We start from the raw sequence: 19,337 nt of genomic DNA on the forward strand, positions 1-19,337 counted from the left end.
CGTCACCTGCGTCTTCTCGGTGAATGCACCGCGGAATTGCCCGTACACCAACGCTAAAATCAGCGCGCACACCACCATCATGGCGACGGCGATCAACTTGTACGGCGGAGTCCTTTGTGAGTTGATCTGTACGGGTGAGCCCGGACCTGAATCTGTCGACAAGACCGTTGCTGCCCCTTACGTCCGCGCCGCAGCATCCGCGCGCTGCGGCGAGCGACCCCAACCATTGCCGGGGGCTCCAACTTAACGAAGACCAGTGAAATGTACCGCGCCGGCCCCACATGCGCGAACGGTCGTTCACATATCCGACGGACGCCCCGGGTGCAGACGCCAGGGCTACGCTCGAGAAGGACAAGGAAAGGTGCGCGATGCTCGCAGCGTTCGGATTCGAATCCCTGGGCGTGGTCGTCGGGGACATGTACTTCATCGACCCATCCCCGCTCGAGGGTCAGGAGACCCCGGAGCGCGGGGTCAGACTCGAACTGCGCCTCGTCGACCGGGCCGCCCCCCAAGGCTCGATCTACGCCGGCGTTCCGATCGCCTTCACCCGCCCGGTGTGGCGGGTGGATCTTTTCGGGTCCACGGAGAGCCCGCCCGGGACGCTGGACCGGGCCCATCACCACCCGCGTTTCGACGGCTGGGAACCCAGCAGCCGGCACTTCGTCCCCGAGCTGTCCGCCGACCCGCTGACCTGGCTGACCGAGCAGCTGGCCGACCCGGCCGCCATCCTGGCCCGCGCCGGCGTCGACGCCGATGAGGTCAGCGAAGCCGACACCACCGGGCTCGCGGCGGCGGCCCCGGAGATCGTCGCCGCGGTGAAACGGTTGCTCGAGGGCGTGCGCAACGGCGAATTGGCCCCGGCCCCCGCCGAGCCGGTCGCCGCCGCCCGCACCGGCTGGCTCTGAGGTGCGTTAGCGTCGTCGGTGTGACCCTCAACGACATCGCCCTGACCACCCTCGACGGCCGGCAGACCACGCTGGCCGAATTGTCCGACGGCGCAACGCTGGTCGTCAACGTGGCCTCCAAATGCGGGCTGACTCCCCAATACACGGCGCTGGAGAAGCTGGCCAAGGACTACGGCGAGCGGGGCCTGACGGTCGTCGGGGTCCCCTGCAACCAATTCATGGGCCAGGAGCCGGGCACGGCCGACGAGATCCAGGAGTTCTGCTCGACCACCTACGGAGTGACGTTCCCGCTGCTGGCGAAGACCGATGTCAATGGCGACGACCGTCACCCGCTGTACGCCGAGCTGACCAAGACCGCCGACGCCGACGGCCAGGCCGGAGACATCCAGTGGAACTTCGAGAAGTTTTTGCTCGCCCCCGGCGGTGAGGTGGTGCACCGGTTCCGGCCCCGCACCGAGCCCGATGCCCCCGAGGTCATCAGCGCCATCGAGGCCGTGCTGCCCCGTTAGGCGTGAAAACGGCCCCCGGAGAATCTCCGGGGGCCGTTTTACCTGGTAGCGGGGACAGGATTCGAACCTGCGACCTCTGGGTTATGAGCCCAGCGAGCTACCGAGCTGCTCCACCCCGCGTTGGTGAATGCCAGGTTACCGAACGCGTGTCACGGCGGCCAAATCGCGCGCTCAGCGGCCATCCCCGCGCCGAGATTGCCGCCGCGGTCGTACTTCACGCGGTGATTACAGCCGTCATGGCAATCTCGGCGCGTAATGGACAGGGCTCAGATCAGTGCGACGGCGGGTTCAGCCCGTACCGCTGCGCGATGTCGTCCATCCACTCCGGCGACCCGTACGTGAGCCCGTATTTATCGGCGAGCTCGCCGAACTCGGGCAACTGGTGCAGCGGCTCGGTCGCCGGGTCGTCGGCGTGCTCGATGAGCAGCTCGCCGAGCTCGCGGAAATAGTTCTCGAATCCGCCCGGGGTGATGATCTCGACAATGCGGCCCGGCTCGCTGCCGGCGTTCCACATCGCATGCATCTGGCCGCGGGGCTTGGTGATGTAACCACCGGGACCCAGGACCACCTCGCTGTCGTCGGAGCGGAAGCCGATCTCGCCGGCCAGGACGATCGAATGCTCGTCCTCCCGGGTGTGCCGGTGTGCCGCGGTGAGCAGGCCGACCGCGAACGGATGCTCGACGATGGACACCTCGCCACCGTTGGTCTTGCCGGATATCTTGAACACCGCCCCGAAGCCGGGGAGCGTGACGACTTCGCCCTCCCCCGGCTGCACCACGGTGACCCCGATGTCGTTCGGTTCGGTCATCTGACTCACCCTTCTCCGAATGTTCTTGCGCTGCAATGCCTGCGCTACTCCGGCCAGCTGTTGTGCAGGATGTGGTCGACGAAGTCGACGCGCTCGAAGGCGGGATCGAAGTGCGCAAGCACGTCGGCGTTCATGGTGCCGTCGGTGGTCCGCGGCCGGTGCTTCATGCCGTCGTTGAACGCCGCCAGGATGCGCTGCTTGAACTGTGGGCGCGGGTGCGCGGCGGTCACCGCGGCCAGCGCCTCCGGAGCCAACTCCTCGCGCCCGACGCCGACGACGTCGACTTCCACGCCGGCCTGCAGCAGGGCGACCTCGGGGGCCATGAACTCGGGCACGCCGGGGGTGGTGTGCAAGGCGATGCCGAGCCACACCTTGGCGGCCTCGGCCTCGTCGACGCCATGGTTGATCAGGAAGTCCCGTGCCGCGTCGGCGCCGTCGACCTCGAAGCGGACCTGCGAGTCGCGGTAGCGCTCGGTCAGGCCGAGGTCGTGAAACATCGCCGCGACGTAGAGCAGTTCCGGGTTCGGCTGCAGTCCGCGACGCATGCCCTGCAGCGCGCCGAAGAAGAACACGCGGCGGGAATGGTTGAAGAGCAACTCGTCCTCGGTGTCGCGGATGAACTCGGTCGCCTCGCGGGCCAGCGAGCTGTCGGGTACGTGGATGCCGGCGATGGTGTCCATTGAGCTGGTGGTCATGTTGTCTCCTTCTGGGTTGGTTATGAGTGTGCGGCCGCCCGGACAATCCGACCCCGGCCGTTCTGGCCGTCCTCTCCACAGAACGCGACACAATGGCGTGCGTGGCTGCAGCCAAAACACGGGTCGTGGTGATCGTCGTTTTCGACGGGGTGACGCTGTTGGACGTCGCGGGGGCGGGTGAGGTGTTCGCCGAGGCCAACCGCTTCGGCGCCGACTACCGACTCAAGATCGCGTCGGTGGACGGGTGCGATGTGACCAGCTCGATCGGGGCCCGATTGGGCGTGACCGACAGCATTTCGGCGATCGAGTCCGCCGATACCGTCATGGTCGCGGGCAGCGACGACCTGCCGGGGCGACCCATCGAACCCGCCCTGGTCGAGGCCGTCCGATCGGTGTCAACACGGACCCGTCGTCTGGCGTCCATCTGCACGGGGTCGTTCATCCTCGCGCAGGCCGGCGTGCTCAGCGGCCGGCGCGCCACCACCCACTGGCACGACACCCGGCTGCTGGGCCGAGCGTTTCCCGATGTCACCGTCGAGCCGGACGCGATCTTCGTCCGCGACGGCGACATCTTCACCTCCGCGGGCATCTCGTCGGGCATCGACCTGGCGCTGGCGTTGGTCGAAATGGATTACGGGACAGAACTGGTCCGCGACGTGGCTCGGTGGCTGGTCGTCTACCTCAAACGCGCCGGCGGCCAATCGCAATTCTCGGTGTTGCTCGAGGCCGACCCCCCGCCGGAGTCGTCGTTGCGTCCGGTCACCGACGCGATCGCGGCCGACCCGGGCGCGGACTACAGCGTGAAAAAGCTTGCGGCGCTGGCGTCTTTGAGCACCCGCCAGTTGACCCGTCTCTTCCAATCCGAGCTCGGGATGAGCCCGGCGCGCTACGTCGAATTGGTTCGGATCGATGTCGCCCGCAATGCGCTGGAATCCGGCCGCTCGGTCACCGAGACCGCGGGCATGGCCGGCTTCGGCAGCATCGAAACGCTGCGACGGGTGTTCGTCAACCATCTCGGGATCAGCCCGAAGGCCTACCGGGACAGGTTCCGCACGGCCTATGCCTGAGAAGCTATTTGGGTGTTGTTGCGCTTGACCGTCCCGTCTTCGAGTCGCTGCAGCGCGGCACCACCCGACGCGGCATGCACCTGAATCAGTGATCGCGGGCCGGCACCGGTCAGTCGTGGTCGTGTTCGTCAGTGTCCTGCAGCGCTATGGTGCGCATGCGCTCTTCGATCTCCGTGGAATCGAGCACACCGCGGCGCGCCAGCAGCCGTTCGAGCGCCGCCAGCCAGCGCTCGTAGTAGTTCCAGGTGCCATCTGCAGTATCACGCGCGCGCTCCCACCGGCTGATCTCCTCGATGAGCAGATCGCGCATGTCGTCGAACGGGTAAACCCCGGCCTGCGCCATCGCCACAGCGGCACCGAATGCCCGGCATTCCCATGGCGCGTCGAACACCAGCTCGCCGTTGCGACGTGGCAGCGCGCCCAGGCCCGTCGCGTCGGCCCCGAGAATATCGGTGGCGGCGTTCACGCGGCTGGGCTCGAGACGATGCCGGTGCCGATCATCGCGTCGCGCGTGACGAGCGCCGCGAGCTCCCGCTCGGACATGCCGTCGGTCCCGGCGGGACGCTGCGGTAGCACCAGGTAGCGGGCATCGGAGCTGGAATCCCAGATCCGGATCTCGGTGTCGTCGGGCATCGTCAGGCCGAACTCGCCAAGCACCTCGCGCGGCCAGCGCACGATGCGGGCACGGTATTGGGGCGTCTTGTACCAGCTCGGAGGCAGTCCGAGCAGCGCCCACGGGTAGCAGGAGCACAAGGTGCACACAACCACGTTGTGCACCTGCGCCGTGTTCTCCACGACGACGAGGACCTCGGCCCCGAAGCCGGCGATGCCCAGTTCGGCGACGGCGGCGGGCGCATCGTCCAGCAGCCGCCGCCTGTAGTCCTCATCGACCCACGCACGGGCCACCACGGCGGCGCCGCGCAGCGGCCCGATGTCGTGCTCGTAAGCGTTGGTGATCTCGTCGATCGCCTCGGCGCTGACCATCCCCTTTTCGATCAGCAATGACTCAACGGCCTTCATGCGCAACGCGAGATAGGACGGATCGGTAGGGCTCATGGGTTCTCCTCCTGCAATTCGGCACCGCTGGGCGCGTGGTCCTCGAGATAGCTCTCCCACAAGTCGACGACGATCGCGTCACGCCCGGTGACGTCCGGCCACACGTTGCACGCGGGCAACCGCACCGCATAGACGTACTCAAAGTGGATTTCGCCCGACGCCACCAGCGTGTCCTCGAGAATCATTGGCCGGTGGACCATCTCGACGACTCCCGTGCATCCCTGTGCGTATCCGGGTATGCGCGTGTGGCGACGGCCCGACGCGGGTGATTCGATGCGCTTGGCGCGCACGATGTCACCGGCAGCGAAACGAGGCGGCTGCACGAGCTGCTCGGGCCCGAGCGGGGCGCCTTGGGCGACAAGGGCCCTGACCCTCTCGAGGATCTCCGCGTTGCGATCTTGCGGCAGCGGCGCGTCGGGATTCGAAAGCGCATCGGCCACGCGCGCTTCGATCTCCTCGTCCGTGAGGACGCCGGCCGATACGGCACACCTCTCGAGTGCATAAAGCCACAGTTCGGCGTAGCTCATCGACAGGTACGCGACCGGGTGCAGCGCTTCGATGGCCGCTCGATGCGTCGGGGGGATCAGCATCCCCGTGACGACGGCCGAGACGGTCGCGCCGAGCGTCCGACGCTCCCACACGGCGTGGCGAACCGGCGCAGGGGTCTCCATCGGCACGGGTCCGAGCCCCGCCATCCCACCGACATCATGTGCGCCATTCCCCATGACTACCCCGTGTTTCCTCTCGAACCTGTTATCGACAATCTTGGGGCGCGAGGGTGTCCGTCGACCGCGTTGGAAGATGTCGTCTCGTTGGGTGATCCCGATAGCCAGTTTGCGGGTCGGTGGGATATTCGATCGTCACTATTTGCGCCATCTTTCCCACAAGATGCGACACACGCTGACCCCGACGCCACCGAAGCGTCACTGGGGCTTGGCGAGTTTCGGCAGCCGAAGCCCGCCCATAGGCGAAATGGCTGGCACTACGGGTGAATTCGTCGACTCCGCACGGTCACAGCGTCGCTCGACGCCGCACGGCCGACCTACTTGGCGTTGTTGTATTTGGTGATCGCGTCGTCCAACCGCTGCAGCGCCGCACCGTAACCGGCGAAATCGCCCTTCTTCTGCGCGTCCTTTGCCTCGCCGATCGCCGCCTGAATCTCTTGCAGCGCAGCGGATTTGGCGGGCGACAGCGTCACCGATCCGTCGGGCACCGGGGGTGCTGCGACCGGGGGTGGTGACCCGGGCGCGGCAACCGGCGCCGGCGCGCTGGGCGGCGGACTCGCGGCCGGTGTCCCGGCTTCGGTGGGCTGGATGCTGGTCGCGGCGGCACCCGCGCCCGGACCGAACAGCCCGGTCAGGGCGTCGCGCACGGTGGGTCCGTAGCCGATCTTGTCGTTGTACATCATCGCCACCCGGATCAGCCGCGGGTACGACGACGCCGCGTCGCTGGCACCCGGCGAGGCATATACGGGCTCGACGTAGAGCAAGCCGCCCTGCCCCACCGGCAACGTGAGCAGATTGCCCCACCGGATCCGGTTCTGGTTGTCACGCCCGATCACGCCGAGGTCCTGGGACACCGCCGGATCGGTGGTGATCGCGTTGTTGGCCAGCTTCGGCCCGTTGACCTGTCCCGGGATGGTCAGCACGGTGATCCTGCCGTAGGTCGCGGGATCGGAGCTGGCGCTGATGTAGGCGGCCAGGTAGTCGCGCTTGAACCTGTTCATCGCGCTGGTCAGCTGATACGACGCCGTATTGTCGTTCTTCGCAATGTTTTTCGCGACGATGTAGTATGGCGGCTGGTAGCTGCTGGCCGTCGGGTTCGGGTCCAGCGGCACATCCCAGAAATCCGAGGTGGAGAAGAACGTCACCGGATCGTTGACGTGATACTTCGCCAGCAGCATCCGCTGCACCTTGAACAGGTCCTCGGGATAGCGCAGGTGCTCGGCCAGCTCCGGGGTGATGTTGCTCTTGGGCTTCACGGTCCCCGGGAACACCCGCATCCAGGCCTTGAGCACCGGGTCCTGTTCGTCCTGCTGGTACAGCGTGACAGTGCCGTCGTAGGCGTCGACCGTCGCCTTCACCGAGTTGCGGATGTAGGAGACCCGCTTGTCGGGTGCGAGCCTGTTGAACGCGACCTCGTTGGAGTCCGCGGTCGCCGACTCCAGCGACGTGAGTTCGGAATACGGGTAGTTGTCCAGCGTGGTGTAGCCGTCGATGATCCACACCAGTCGCTTGTTGACGATCGCCGGGTACACCGCGCTGTCCGTGGTCAGCCACGGCGCCACCGCCTCCACCCGCCGCGCCGGGTCACGGTTGAACAGGATCTTGCTGTTCGAGCCGATCACGTTGGAAAACAAGAAGTTTCGCTCGGCGAACTTCGCGGCGAACACGCTGCGCGACAACCAGTCGCCGAGCGGGACTCCGCCGAGCCCGGTGTAGGTGTAGTTCTTGGTTTCGTTGTTGGTCTCGTAGTCGTATTCGCGGTCGTTGCCGTTGCGCCCGACGATCGCGTAGTCGGCCGAGGTATTGGAGATGACCGGCCCGAAGTAGACGCGCGGCTGGTCGAGTTGGGCCGGGCCGTCGGACACCACACCGCCGTTGGCGCCGACGACGTTGACCAGGAATTCGGGGTAACCGCCGTTTTGGTTGGGATCGTTGGCGACGCCGCGCACCGTGTTGGCCGGTGAGGCGATGAACCCGTTGCCGTGGGTGTAGACGCTGTGCCGGTTGATCCAGTCGCGCTGGTTCTCGATCAGCCGGTCGGGGTTGAGTTCGCGGGCCGCCACCACGTAGTCACGCAACGCGCCGTTGCGGTCGACGTACCGGTCGATGGAGAGCTGGTCGGGGAAGTAGTAAAAGTTCTTGCCCTGCTGGAACTGGGTGAACGCTGGACTGACGATCGTCGGGTCCAGCAGCCGGATGTTGGACGTGGTCGCGCGGTCGTCGGCGACCTGCTGGGCGGCGGCCTGAGCGTCGCCGGTGTAGTTGCGGTAGGTGACCTGGTCGGAGGTCAGGCCATAGGCCTGCCGCGTCGCGGCGATGCTGCGGCTGATGTATTCGCTTTCCTTTTGCGCGGCATTGGGTTTGACGCTGATCTGTTCGACGATCAGCGGCCACCCCGCGCCCACGATCAGCGAGGACAGCAGCAACAGGACGAGCCCGATCGCCGGGATTCGCAAGTCCTTGAGCACAATCGCGGAGAACACCGCGGCCGCGCAGATGAGCGCGATCGCCATCAGGATCAGCTTCGCCGGCAGCACCGCATTGATGTCCGTGTACCCGGCGCCGGTGAAGGGCTTGCCACCGCGGGTGTGGGACAACAACTCATAGCGGTCCAGCCAGTAGGCGATCGCCTTGAGCACGACCAATAGCCCGACCAAAGTGACCAGCTGGATCCGCGCCGAACGGCTCAGCGCACCCGTCCGACCGGACAGCCGGATGCCGCCAAAGATGTAGTGGGCCAACAAGTTGGCGATGAAGGCCAGGAACACCGCGACGAACAGGTAGGACAGCAGCAACCGGTAGAACGGCAGCTCGAAGGCGTAGAAGCCGAGATCCTTGCCGAACTGCGGGTCCTTGATGCCGAAGTCGCCGCCGTGCAAGAACAGCTGAATTCGCACCCAATAGCTTTGCGCGATGATGCCGGCGAGCAGGCCGATCGCCACCGGGATTCCGGCGCTCACCAGTCGCAGCCGGGACAGCACCAGGGCGCGGTAGCGCGCCACCGGATCGTTGTCGTTGCTCGGCACGAACACCGGCCGCGTGCGGTACGCCACCGCCAGTCCGGCGAACACGATGCCGCCCACCAGCAGACCCGCAACCAAGAAGACCACGAACCGGGTGACCAGCACGGTGGAGAACACCGAGCGGTAGCCGAGCTCGCCGAACCACAGCCAGTCGACGTAAGCGTCGATCAGCCGGGGGCCCGCCAGCAGCAGAGCGATCACACCCAGTGCGATAAGGATCAGAATCCGGCTGCGCCGAGTCAGCTTCGGCATCCGTGCGGTGGGCCGCATCCCCACTGGCTACGCTCCCTGATCGATGGCTAGACGGTGACAACTCTACGCATGGCACTACCCGGGACCATCAAGGTTCGCTAGCAGCTTGGCGGCTGCCCGCCCGACCCGATCGCGTGCAGCGCATCCACTGCCTGGCCGAGTGTGTCGACCTTGACCAGCCGCAGGCCGGACGGATTGTCCGAGCTGGCCTCATAGCAGTTCTTCGCCGGCACCAGGAACACCGTGGCCCCGGCGGCGTGCGCGGCGACCATCTTGTGGGTGATGCCGCCGATCTGGCCGACCTTGCCGTCGGACGAAATGGTCCCGGTGCCCGCGATGAAGTTCGACTTGGCGAGGTCCCCGGTGGTCAACTTGTCGACCACCGCCAGGCTGAACATCAGTCCGGCGGACGGCCCACCCACGTTGGCCAAGTTGAAGTTCACGGTGAACGGCGCCCATGGGGCGTCGAGCACCGCGACGCCCAGAAAGCCGTAGTCGCGGTCCTTGTTGGCACCCAGCGTGATCTGTGCCACCCCGGCCGGCTCGTTCTTGCGGCGATAGTCGATCGTCACCACCTGGCCCGGCTTGGTGTTCTTGAGCAGTCCCGTGAACTCGTCGACCGTGGCCACCGGCACGCCGTTGACCGCGTCGATGGCGTCACCGGTCTTGAGCTTGCCCGCCGAGGGTCCCGGTTCGGGGACCTTGGCGACCGTCACCGCCGCCGGGTACTTGAGGTAGCCCAGGGCGGCATAGGCGGCGCTGTCCTCGGATTGCTTGAAGTCCGCGTTGTTGGCCTTGTCGACGTCTTCGCGCGACTTGCCCGGCGGATAGATGAGGTCGCGCGGCACCAGCTGCTCGGTGTCCGAAAGCCACAGCGTCAGTGCCTCGCCCAGTGTCAGGTCGTCGCGCTGGGACACCGTGGTCATGTTGAGGTGGCCGGTTGTCGGGTGCGTCTGGGTGCCCTCGATCGCCACCACCTGCTTGCCGTCGACCTCGCCGAGCGTGTCGAAGGTGGGCCCGGGCCCCAGCGACACGAACGGCACCGTCACCACCGCCAGCAACACACCGAACACCAGGATCGGCACCAGCGCGACCACCAAGGTCAGGATGCGCCTGTTCACGCCGATCACACTAGACGGCGGCTGCGGCGCGGTGTTCAGCCACAACGTTCTACCGGGTTCAGCTACAAGCTGACCCGAGGTCGCGCCGTCCGACCTTGTGGTGAGTACCGTTGGGGGTATGGCTGACCTGCCTTTCGGCTTCTCCTCCGGAGACGACCCCGACAAACACGGGAAAAAAGATCCCGATTCGGGCTCGAACCCGTCCGACCCGTTCGCCGCCTTCGGCATGAGCGGTGAATTCGACATGGGCGACCTGGGGCAGATCTTCACCCAACTGGGTCAGATGTTCAGCAGCGCGGGCAATGTCGGACCCGGTGGAACCGGCTCGGGCCCGGTCAATTACGAACTGGCGCGGCGCGTCGCGACGAATTCGATCGGCTTTGTGGCGCCGGTTCCGGACACCACCAACTCGGCGATCGCCGACGCGGTGCGGCTGGCCGAGACCTGGCTGGACGGGGCCACGGCGCTGCCCGCGGGCACCACCAAGGCGCTGGGCTGGACCCCCGGCGACTGGGTCGACAACACGTTGCAGACGTGGAAGCGGCTGTGCGACCCGATGGCACAACAGATTTCGACGGTGTGGGCGGCGTCGCTGCCCGAAGAGGCCAAGAGCATGGCCGGCCCGCTCATGCAGATGATGTCGCAGATGGGCGGGATGGCGTTCGGGTCGCAGCTCGGGCAGGCGCTGGGCCGACTGTCCCGCGAGGTGTTGACATCGACCGACATCGGTTTGCCGTTGGGGCCCAAGGGAATTGCGGCGGTGATGCCCGACGCCGTCGAGTCGTTCGCCACCGGGCTGGAGCGGCCGCGCAGCGAGATCCTGACGTTTCTGGCGGCGCGTGAGGCCGCCCACCACCGGCTGTTCAGTCACGTGCCGTGGCTGTCGAGCCAACTGCTCGGTGCCGTCGAGGCGTACGCGATGGGCATGGAAATCGACATGTCCGGCATCGAAGAGCTGGCGCGAGACTTCAATCCGGCGTCACTGGCGGACCCGGGAGCGATCGAAAACCTGCTTGGGCAGGGCGTTTTCGAGCCCAAGGCGACGCCGGCGCAGACACAGGCACTGGAACGTCTGGAAACATTGCTAGCCCTGATCGAGGGCTGGGTGCAGGTGGTGGTGGCCGCCGCGCTGGGCGACCGGATTCCCGGGGCGGCCGCGCTGGGCGAAACGATGCGCCGCCGCAGGGCCAGCAGCGGACCCGCCGAGCAGACCTTCGCGACGCTGGTCGGCCTGGAGCTGCGGCCGCGCAAGATGCGTGAGGCCGCCGCGTTCTGGGAGCGGCTGACGGAGGCCGCCGGGGTCGACACCCGCGACGGCATCTGGCAACACCCCGACCTGCTGCCCGACGCCGACGACCTCGACGAGCCGGCGGGCTTCATCGATCGAATCATCGGCGGCGACACCAGCGGAATCGACGAGGCCATCGCCAAACTCGAGCGCGAGGGCCAGGGCCCCGACGGCCCGGGTGCCGACGGCGGCTCTGTGGATAACTGAGCGGACTCGCGACGCCCGGCGTGGCACAGTTGCGCGGTGACTTCGCGGTGCCAGGCCGTCCTTTCCACCTATGCGCTGGATCCCGCTTTGCCGGTGCTGCTGCGTCCCGACGGTGCGGTCCAGGTGGGTTGGGACCCGCGCCGCGCGGTGCTGGTCCGCCCGCCGGCCGGCCTTGCCGCCGCCGAGCTGGCCACGCTGTTGCGGACGATGTGGTCGCCGACCCCGCTATCGGAGTTGGAGCGCCGCGCCCTCGACCGCGGGCTGACCGACGCCGACGGTCTGCGCAGCCTCGTCGAGCAGCTGGTCGGCGCCGGCGTCGCCACCGAATGCGGGCGACCCCGCGCCCGGGCGGCGTCGGTGCGGATCCACGGTCGCGGGCCCCTCTCCGAGCTGCTGGTGGAGACCTTGCGCTGCTCGGGCGCCCGGATCGCGCACAGCAGCCAGCCGCACGCCGCCGTCTCGGCCGACGACGTCGACCTGGTGGTGCTGTCGGACTTCCTGGTCGCCGACCCGCGCATGGTGCGCGACCTGCACACCCAGGGCGTCGCGCATCTGTTGGTGCGGGTGCGCGACGGCATCGGGCTGGTGGGTCCGCTGGTGATACCGGGCGTGACCAGCTGCCTCGGGTGCGCGGACCTGCATCGCCGGGACCGCGACGCGGCGTGGCCGGCCATCTGCGCGCAGTTGCGCGAAACCGTCGGTGTTGCCGATCGGGCCACCGTGCTGGCGACCGCCGCGCTGGCGCTCAGCCAGGTGAACCGCGTGATCGCGGCAGTGCACGGGCAGGAAACGGCCGAGGCCGGCCCGCCCCAAACGCTCAATGCGACTCTCGAATTCGATCTGCACTCCGGCGCGATCGCCACGCGACCGTGGGCCAGACATCCGTTGTGCTCCTGCTGAAGCGCCATTTCCGTTGCGGCGCTTGGCCTCGTGGCCAGCCAGCGAGGACCGCCCGCCGCGCCGACCTGCGCTTACGAAGTGTGACAACGGGTGTTGTCGACGTCTCTCCACATCGCGCTGGTCATCATGGATGATGGATGCGTGGCAGACATCAAAAGGGGCCGTGCCGCGCGGAACGCGAAGCTGGCCAGCATTCCGGTCGGATTCGCCGGCCGGGCAGCGATCGGATTCGGTAAACGGCTGACGGGAAAGTCCAGGGACGAGGTTCAGGCCGAGCTTCTGGAGAAAGCCGCCCACCAACTGTTCACCGTGCTTGGTGAGCTGAAGGGCGGCGCGATGAAGGTGGGCCAGGCCCTGTCGGTGATGGAGGCCGCGATTCCCGAGGAGTTCGGCGAGCCGTACCGCGAAGCGCTGACCAAGCTGCAAAAGGACGCCCCGCCGCTGCCCGCCGCCAAGGTGCACCGCGTGCTCGATGCCCAGCTGGGCACCAAGTGGCGCGAGCGATTCACCACGTTCGACGACACCCCGGTGGCCTCGGCCAGCATCGGCCAGGTCCATAAGGGCGTCTGGGCGGACGGCCGCGAGGTGGCGGTCAAGATCCAGTACCCCGGCGCCGACGAGGCACTGCGCGCCGACCTCAAGACCATGCAGCGTCTGGTCGGGGTGTTCAAGCAGCTCGCGCCGGGTGCCGACATCCAGGGCGTGGTCGACGAGCTCATCGAGCGCACCGAGATGGAGCTGGACTACCGGCTGGAGGCCGAGAACCAGCGCGCGTTTGCCAAGGCGTATCACGACCACCCGCACTTCGCGGTGCCGCGCATCGTGGCCAGCGCGCCGAAAGTGGTGATCCAAGAGTGGATGCAGGGCACCCCGATGGCCGAGATCATCCGGCACGGCACCACCGAGCAGCGCGACTTGATGGGCACGCGCCTGCTCGAGCTCACCTTCGACGCACCGCGCCGGCTGGAGATGCTGCACGGCGACGCCCACCCCGGCAACTTCATGCTGCTTCCCGACGGCCGCATGGGTGTGATCGACTTCGGCGCCGTCGCGCCGCTACCCGGCGGGTTGCCGATCGAGCTCGGCATGACCATCCGGCTGGCCCGTGACAAGAACTACGACATGCTGTTGCCGACGATGGAGAAGGCCGGCTTCATCCAGAAAGGCCAACAGGTGTCGGTGCGTGACATCGACGACATGCTGCGTCAGTACGTCGAGCCGGTCGAGGTCGAGGTCTTCCACTACACCCGCAAGTGGCTGCAGAAGATGTCCACCATCGAGATCGATCGCTCGGTATCCCAGATCCGCACTGCCCGCCAGATGGACTTGCCGCCCAAACTGGTCATTCCGATGCGGGTGATCATGTCGGTGGCCGCGATCTTGTGCCAGCTCGACGCCCACGTGGCGATCAAGGCGCTGTCCGAAGAGCTGGTGCCCGGCTTCGCCGAACCCGACAGCGCGGTCGTCTAGGTCCGTCGCCCTAGGCGGCGGCCCCGTCCTGCCCACAACCCTTGCGGGGTCGTCCGCGGGGCCGTTTGAAGCTCAGAACCGAGCCGCGGTCGATGATTTCGCCGCCCCAGACGCCCCACGGTTCGGCCCGTTCCAACGCGGCGGCCAGGCACTGCCGCCGGACCGGGCAACTGGCGCACAGCGTCTTGGCCCGCTCGAGATCGGCCGGGGCGTCGGCGAACCACAGGTCGGGATCGCCGACGTGGCACGGCAGGGCTTGTCTGGGGACTGTCGGTGCCGACATGTCCTACCACCTACTTCCTGATCTGGGTTGCTTTGCAGTGATCCGGACCAGGTCGAAAAGTTGCCGACCTACAACTATGGCCACGGATCCTTTTGACTTCGGGTCCGTGGCCATCTGGGAGAAAACCGGGCGGGTGCTTACCTTGCCTTCGGTGGGCCCCCGACATCTACGGACGCGTCGGTCGCGGCGGCGGCGCGATGCTTACGCGCGGCCGCCGTGGCGGCGTGTGCGGCATGGAAGGCGGCCGCGGCCGAAACGGGGCGGGTCGCGCGGGCCACGCCTACACCGAACGCGTCGTTGAGCATCGTGGCCACCTTCCTTCTCCGTAGTGCCGAGTTTGCGGTTTCGAGGGTAAACGGTGACCGCCGATCACCACAACCGATTTTCTGACCAGCGGGTTTATCGGTCAGCGCCCGCGGACCAGTTCCAACACGTCGGGGCCGTACTGTTCCAGCTTGCGGGCGCCGATGCCGGGAATCCCGATCAACGCCTCCTCGTCGCCGGGCAGCAGCTCGGCGATGGCGATCAGCGTGTTGTCGGTGAAGACGACGTAGGCGGGCACCTTCTGCTCCTTGGCGATGTCCAGCCGCCAGGCCTTGAGCCGCAGCAACAGATCCTCGTCGATGTCGGCGGCGCAGGTCTCACAGCGCCGCAGCATGACGGCTGCCGGGGTGGTCAGGTTGTTGTTGCAGATTCGGCAGCGGGTCGCGGTGCCGCGGTTACGCCGGGACTTGCTCGGCGCCGCATCGGCGCGCGCGTGGGGCGCGATGCCGTTGAGGAACCGCGACGGCTTGCGACTCTGGCGCCCACCCGGGCTGCGGGCCAGCGCCCAGCTGAGCGCCAAATGTGTGCGGGCCCTGGTGATTCCGACGTAGAGCAGGCGCCGCTCCTCCTCGACCGCTTCGCTTTCGGCGCCGTGGGCCAACGCGTGCGAGATGGGCAGCGTGCCGTCGGCCAGCCCGACCAGAAACACCGCGTCCCACTCGAGCCCCTTGGCGGCGTGCAGCGACGCCAGCGCGACGCCCTGCACCACCGGTGGATGCCGGGCGTCGGCTCGCGTCCGCAGCTCTGCCACCAACCGGGGGAAGTCGAGCTCCGGCCGCTGGGCCACCTCGTCGTCGACCAGCTCGGCCAGCGCGGTCAGGGCCTCCCAGCGCTCCCGGGCCCGGGTGCCGACCGGCTCTTCGGCCGTCAGCCCCAACGGCTCCAGGATCGCACGGACCACGGCGGGCAGTGGCTCGCGCAGGGGCTCGGCGCCGCTGCGTTCGGCGGCGCGCTGCAGCGCCAGCAGGGCCTGCTTGATCTCCTGGCGATTGAAGAATCCCTCGCCGCCTCGGACCTGATAGGGAAGGCCGGCCTCGGTCAACGCCTCCTCGTAGATCTCCGATTGAGCGTTGACCCGGTACAGCACCGCGATCTCCGACGGCGGGGTGCCGGATTCGATGAGCCGCTTGATCGACACCGCGACCGCGGCGGCCTCGGCGGGTTCGTCGGGATGCTCGTGGAACGACGGCGCCGGGCCCGGCGCCCGCTGACCCACCAGGTGCAGCTTGCTGCCCGCGACCCGGCCGCGGGCCGCCGCGATCACCTGGTTGGCCAACGACACCACCTGCGGGGTGGAGCGGTAGTCGCGCTCCAGGCGGACCACGGTCGCGTCGGGGAACCGGCGGGAGAAGTCGAGCAGGAACCGCGGAGACGCCCCGGTGAACGAGTAGATCGTCTGGTTCGCGTCGCCTACCACCGTCAGGTCGTCGCGATCGCCCAGCCACGCCGACAGCACCCGCTGCTGCAAAGGCGTGACGTCCTGATACTCGTCGACGACAAAGCAGCGGTAGCGGTCCCGGAACTCCTCGGCCACCGCGGCGTCGTTTTCGATCGCGGCCGCGGTGTGCAGCAGCAGGTCGTCGAAATCGAGCAGGGTGACGTTCTCGTCGCGGACCTTGAGCGCCTCGTAGGCGGCGTAAACGGCTGCGACCCGCGCGGCGTCGAGCGGGATGTCGCGCGCGGCGGCGGCCACCGCGGCCGGGTATTCCTCCGGCCCGATCAACGACGCTTTGGCCCACTCGATCTCGCCGGCCAGGTCGCGCACGTCGTCGGTGCTGGCGTTGATCCGGGCGCGGCCGGCCGCGCGGGCGACGACGGCGAATTTGCTGTCCAGCAGCTGCCAGCCCGTGTCGCCGACCACCCGCGGCCAGAAATACCGCAGCTGCCGGTGCGCGGCCGCGTGAAACGTCAGGGCCGAGACCGCGCCGACGGAGTTACCGGCGCCCGCCGCGGCGTCGATCGTCCGCAGCCTCGAGCGCATCTCCCCCGCCGCCCGCTGGGTGAACGTGACCGCGAGCACCTGACCGGGCGCGACGTGACCGCCGGCGACCAGCTGGGCGATCCGGTGCGTGATGGTGCGGGTCTTTCCCGTTCCGGCGCCGGCCAGCACGCAGACCGGGCCGCGGGGAGCCAGCACGGCCTCGCGCTGCTCGTCGTCCAGCCCGGCTGTCAATGGATCGGCGACCGTCGGCATGGCGTCCATCTTGGCAGCGGTCGCCGACAAACCCCGCGCATCGCCACGCCCCAATCGGCGGGACTTGGCGTGTCGCCCCGGCGAGTCGGCGGATCCCACGCATCTCGCCGCGGCGCGTCTGCGCGGGACCCCCGCGCGGAATGCATGGTCGCCGGGCTACGTTAACGAGCTATGACCTCTGCCCCGCTCACCGTCTACACCACCTCCTGGTGCGGTTACTGCCATCGGCTCATGACGGTGCTGAAGTCCAACGGCATTCCCTACGAGGCGGTCGACATCGAGCACGACGCGGCGGCCGCCGATTTCGTCAGCTCGGTCAACGGCGGCAACCGGACGGTTCCGACGGTGAAGTTCGCCGACGGGTCGACTCTGACCAACCCCAGCGCCGCCGAAGTGAAGGCGAAGCTGGCCGAGGCCGGCGCCTAAGCGTCCGGTCAGTCGATCGCCGCCCAGGATTCGATGATCACCCGGGCGATCGAAATCGACCCGGGCAGCAACAGATTCGACTCCGACGAGCTGGACCAGTCCCCCGCCGCCAGCGCGGCACGCACCTCGTCGCGCGTGAACCAGGCCGCCTCGGCGATCTCGCCGTCGTTGAACGAGAATTCCTCGGCCGGGTCGCCGACGGCGTGGAAGCCGACCATCAGCGAGCGCGGGAACGGCCACGGCTGACTGCCCAGGTACCGCACGTCACGGACCGTCAGGCCGATCTCCTCGCGGATTTCCCGGGCGACGCACACCTCGAAAGATTCGCCGGCCTCGACGAATCCGGCCAGCAGCGAGAACATCCGCTCCGGCCACACCGCCTGGCGGGCCAGCACCGCGCGCTCACCGCCGTCGTGGACCAGGCAGATCACCGCCGGGTCGATCCTCGGGAACTCCTCATGTCCGGTAACCGGGTTGACGCGTGCCCAGCCCGCCCGGGCCGGCCTGGTCGGCGAGCCGTCCTCGGGGCTGAAACGCGCCTTCTCATGCCAGTTCAGCAGCGCGACGGCCGCGGACACCAGCTGACTGCTGGTGTCGTCGAAGATCGGACCGAGGCTGCGCAGATTCACCACCTCGGCGGGCGCATCGGGATCCTCCGGAGCCTGCAGCGGGCCGCGCACGCCCCAGACGTGACGGCCGTCCTCGAGGCGCCCCAGAAAAACGGCCTCCGACGGCGGCTTGTCGCCGATTTCGGCGGCCGCCCCGAGCACCACCCGACCGTTGGCGGCCAGCACCTGATTGCGCGAATCCACTCGCAGCAGCGCCGCATCCGCCCAGCCCGCGGTGGCGGCCTCGACGTCGGTGCGCAGCTGATCGGCGCGGTCGGCACCGACCCGCGACAGCAGTGGGACGCTGCGCAGCTGAAAGTCCGCTATCGCCATCAGTGGTCGGCGTTTCGGATATAGAGCAGTCGGTCGTTGGCCTCGATGGCGTCCACTTCCGGCGCGCCAATGCGCAGCAGGTGGCCGTCGCGCACCACGCCGAGCACGGTGTCGCGCAGGTGCCGCGGCGACCCGCCGACTTCGGTCTGCTCCACCTCACGCTCGGCGATGGCCAGCCCGGCGTCGGGGGTCAGCAGATCCTCGATCATCTCCACGACGCTGGGGGTGGTGGTGGCCAGGCCAAGGAGCCGCCCGGCGGTGGCCGAGGACACCACCACCGAGTCCGCGCCCGACTGCTGCAGCAGGTGCTGATTCTCGGTCTCCCGGATCGACGCGACGATCTTGGCCTTGGGCGCGATTTCGCGCGCCGTCAGCGTCACCAGCACCGCGGTGTCGTCGCGGCTGGTGGCGACGATGATCGAGGCCGCGTGCTGGGCGCCGGCCAACCGCAGCACGTCGGCTTTGGTGGCGTCACCGTGGAGCGTGACCAGGCCCGCGCTTTCGGCGTGCTCGAGCGCGCTGCGATCGGTGTCGACGACGACGACCTCGGTCTGAACCGTCTCGTCGCCGAGGATCGCGGCGACCGCCGTCTTCCCCTTGGTCCCGTAGCCGATCACGATGGTGTGGTTGCGCACTCTGCTCCTCCAACGCTGGATCTTCCACCCGCGGCGAGATCGCTCGGACAGCACTTCGAGGGTGGTGCCGACCAACACCGCCAAGAACGCGATCCGCAGCGCGGTGAAGATCAGGGTGTGCACCAGCCGCGCGGTTTCGGTGTACGGCGTGATGTCGCCGTAGCCGGTGGTCGACAGCGACACCGCGGAGAAGTACACGCAGTCCAGGAAGGTCAGCGGTTCGTTGCGGACGTCTCGGTAACCGTCGCGGTCCACATAGACGATGAGCGCCGCCGCGAACAGCACCACGAGTGCGATGGCCAGGCGGCGGGTGATGACCCGGATCGGACTGGCATGCTCCTCGGGGATGCGCACCACGCCGATCAGCTGGTGACCGCGCTGAGCGGTCAGGGTTTCGTCCAGACCGCTCAGCCTTCGGGACCTACCGTTGCCCACGGCGGTCCGTCATCGGCTTACCTTTTGCGCACGAGACACGCACGCGTCTTATGTAACCACGGCCACACCTCCA

General features: G+C 67.9%; 19 protein-coding genes and 1 tRNA gene. 7 read left to right on the plus strand and 13 right to left on the minus strand.

Annotated elements, in window-relative coordinates; genetic code table 11:
• The first annotated feature begins 368 nt into the window (after positions 1–368).
• Entirely contained in the window at positions 369–905 is a 537-nt protein-coding gene (locus tag AC5Y7E_RS22435; protein WP_499920242.1) for a hypothetical protein, read from the plus strand.
• 20 nt (positions 906–925) lie between these two features.
• Positions 926–1,414 carry a glutathione peroxidase gene (locus AC5Y7E_RS22440; RefSeq protein WP_499920243.1) on the plus strand — a complete coding sequence of 163 codons (489 nt, stop codon included), beginning with the start codon at positions 926–928 and terminating at the stop codon, positions 1,412–1,414.
• Between the two features lie 43 nt (positions 1,415–1,457).
• Here AC5Y7E_RS22440 and AC5Y7E_RS22445 read toward each other — a convergent pair.
• The 3 genes from AC5Y7E_RS22445 to AC5Y7E_RS22455 form a co-directional block, all read right to left on the minus strand.
• Positions 1,458–1,534, minus strand: a tRNA-Met gene (locus tag AC5Y7E_RS22445).
• Between the two features lie 151 nt (positions 1,535–1,685).
• Positions 1,686–2,222, minus strand: coding sequence for a cupin domain-containing protein (locus tag AC5Y7E_RS22450; RefSeq protein ID WP_499920244.1), 537 nt, complete (start codon positions 2,220–2,222; stop codon positions 1,686–1,688).
• 44 nt (positions 2,223–2,266) lie between these two features.
• Positions 2,267–2,917: an HD domain-containing protein gene (locus tag AC5Y7E_RS22455; protein WP_499920245.1), complete on the minus strand. Its 651-nt coding sequence runs from the start codon at positions 2,915–2,917 to the stop codon at positions 2,267–2,269.
• A 92-nt stretch (positions 2,918–3,009) separates the two neighbouring features.
• Between AC5Y7E_RS22455 and AC5Y7E_RS22460 the strand changes: the two genes are divergently transcribed.
• Positions 3,010–3,984 carry a GlxA family transcriptional regulator gene (locus AC5Y7E_RS22460; RefSeq protein WP_499920246.1) on the plus strand — a complete coding sequence of 325 codons (975 nt, stop codon included), beginning with the start codon at positions 3,010–3,012 and terminating at the stop codon, positions 3,982–3,984.
• A 109-nt stretch (positions 3,985–4,093) separates the two neighbouring features.
• On the opposite strand, the gene AC5Y7E_RS22465 is transcribed toward AC5Y7E_RS22460, so the two are convergent.
• The 5 genes from AC5Y7E_RS22465 to AC5Y7E_RS22485 all read right to left on the minus strand — a co-directional run bounded on the left by AC5Y7E_RS22465 (position 4,094) and on the right by AC5Y7E_RS22485 (position 10,161).
• On the minus strand, positions 4,094–4,450 hold the full coding sequence (locus AC5Y7E_RS22465) for a nitrile hydratase accessory protein (protein WP_499920247.1): 357 nt from the start codon (positions 4,448–4,450) through the stop codon (positions 4,094–4,096).
• Positions 4,447–5,040: a nitrile hydratase subunit alpha gene (gene nthA, locus AC5Y7E_RS22470; protein ID WP_499920248.1), complete on the minus strand. Its 594-nt coding sequence runs from the start codon at positions 5,038–5,040 to the stop codon at positions 4,447–4,449. Before nthA ends, AC5Y7E_RS22465 begins: the two co-directional genes overlap by 4 nt.
• Complete coding sequence (gene nthB, locus AC5Y7E_RS22475; protein WP_499920249.1) at positions 5,037–5,765, minus strand: nitrile hydratase subunit beta; 729 nt, start codon at positions 5,763–5,765, stop codon at positions 5,037–5,039. Before nthB ends, nthA begins: the two co-directional genes overlap by 4 nt.
• Positions 5,766–6,082: 317 nt before the next feature.
• Complete coding sequence (locus tag AC5Y7E_RS22480) at positions 6,083–9,064, minus strand: UPF0182 family protein (protein ID WP_499920250.1); 2,982 nt, start codon at positions 9,062–9,064, stop codon at positions 6,083–6,085.
• A 74-nt stretch (positions 9,065–9,138) separates the two neighbouring features.
• Positions 9,139–10,161 (minus strand): YlbL family protein, encoded by a 1,023-nt coding sequence (locus AC5Y7E_RS22485; RefSeq protein ID WP_499920251.1) that lies wholly within the window; start codon positions 10,159–10,161, stop codon positions 9,139–9,141.
• A 100-nt stretch (positions 10,162–10,261) separates the two neighbouring features.
• Here AC5Y7E_RS22485 and AC5Y7E_RS22490 point away from each other — a divergent pair, with 100 nt between their 5' ends.
• The 3 genes from AC5Y7E_RS22490 to AC5Y7E_RS22500 all read left to right on the plus strand — a co-directional run bounded on the left by AC5Y7E_RS22490 (position 10,262) and on the right by AC5Y7E_RS22500 (position 14,026).
• Positions 10,262–11,656, plus strand: a complete 1,395-nt coding sequence (locus AC5Y7E_RS22490; RefSeq protein ID WP_499920252.1) for a zinc-dependent metalloprotease — start codon at positions 10,262–10,264, stop codon at positions 11,654–11,656.
• 36 nt (positions 11,657–11,692) lie between these two features.
• Complete coding sequence (locus AC5Y7E_RS22495; RefSeq protein WP_499920253.1) at positions 11,693–12,556, plus strand: cyclodehydratase; 864 nt, start codon at positions 11,693–11,695, stop codon at positions 12,554–12,556.
• A 126-nt stretch (positions 12,557–12,682) separates the two neighbouring features.
• Entirely contained in the window at positions 12,683–14,026 is a 1,344-nt protein-coding gene (locus AC5Y7E_RS22500) for a macrolide-binding ATPase MABP-1 (protein ID WP_499920718.1), read from the plus strand.
• A 10-nt stretch (positions 14,027–14,036) separates the two neighbouring features.
• Here AC5Y7E_RS22500 and AC5Y7E_RS22505 read toward each other — a convergent pair whose 3' ends face one another.
• The 3 genes from AC5Y7E_RS22505 to AC5Y7E_RS22515 all read right to left on the minus strand — a co-directional run bounded on the left by AC5Y7E_RS22505 (position 14,037) and on the right by AC5Y7E_RS22515 (position 16,827).
• Positions 14,037–14,309, minus strand: a complete 273-nt coding sequence (locus tag AC5Y7E_RS22505; RefSeq protein WP_499920254.1) for a WhiB family transcriptional regulator — start codon at positions 14,307–14,309, stop codon at positions 14,037–14,039.
• A gap of 137 nt (positions 14,310–14,446) precedes the next feature.
• Positions 14,447–14,614, minus strand: a complete 168-nt coding sequence (locus AC5Y7E_RS22510) for a hypothetical protein (protein WP_499950811.1) — start codon at positions 14,612–14,614, stop codon at positions 14,447–14,449.
• A gap of 101 nt (positions 14,615–14,715) precedes the next feature.
• Positions 14,716–16,827, minus strand: coding sequence for an ATP-dependent DNA helicase UvrD2 (locus AC5Y7E_RS22515; protein ID WP_499920255.1), 2,112 nt, complete (start codon positions 16,825–16,827; stop codon positions 14,716–14,718).
• Positions 16,828–16,998: 171 nt separating this feature from the next.
• Between AC5Y7E_RS22515 and mrx1 the strand changes: the two genes are divergently transcribed.
• The gene (mrx1, locus tag AC5Y7E_RS22520; RefSeq protein WP_067128113.1) at positions 16,999–17,253 is read left to right on the plus strand and encodes a mycoredoxin Mrx1; all 255 of its coding nucleotides are present in this window, start codon (positions 16,999–17,001) and stop codon (positions 17,251–17,253) included.
• 8 nt (positions 17,254–17,261) lie between these two features.
• On the opposite strand, the gene nudC is transcribed toward mrx1, so the two are convergent.
• Entirely contained in the window at positions 17,262–18,194 is a 933-nt protein-coding gene (gene nudC / locus AC5Y7E_RS22525) for an NAD(+) diphosphatase (RefSeq protein WP_499920256.1), read from the minus strand.
• A complete protein-coding gene (locus AC5Y7E_RS22530) occupies positions 18,194–19,264 on the minus strand; it encodes a potassium channel family protein (protein WP_499920257.1) in 1,071 nt (356 codons plus the stop codon). The genes nudC and AC5Y7E_RS22530 overlap by 1 nt, the downstream gene beginning before the upstream one ends.
• Positions 19,265–19,337: the final 73 nt, after the last annotated feature.

This window comes from Mycobacterium sp. NGS17 (assembly GCF_059813205.1).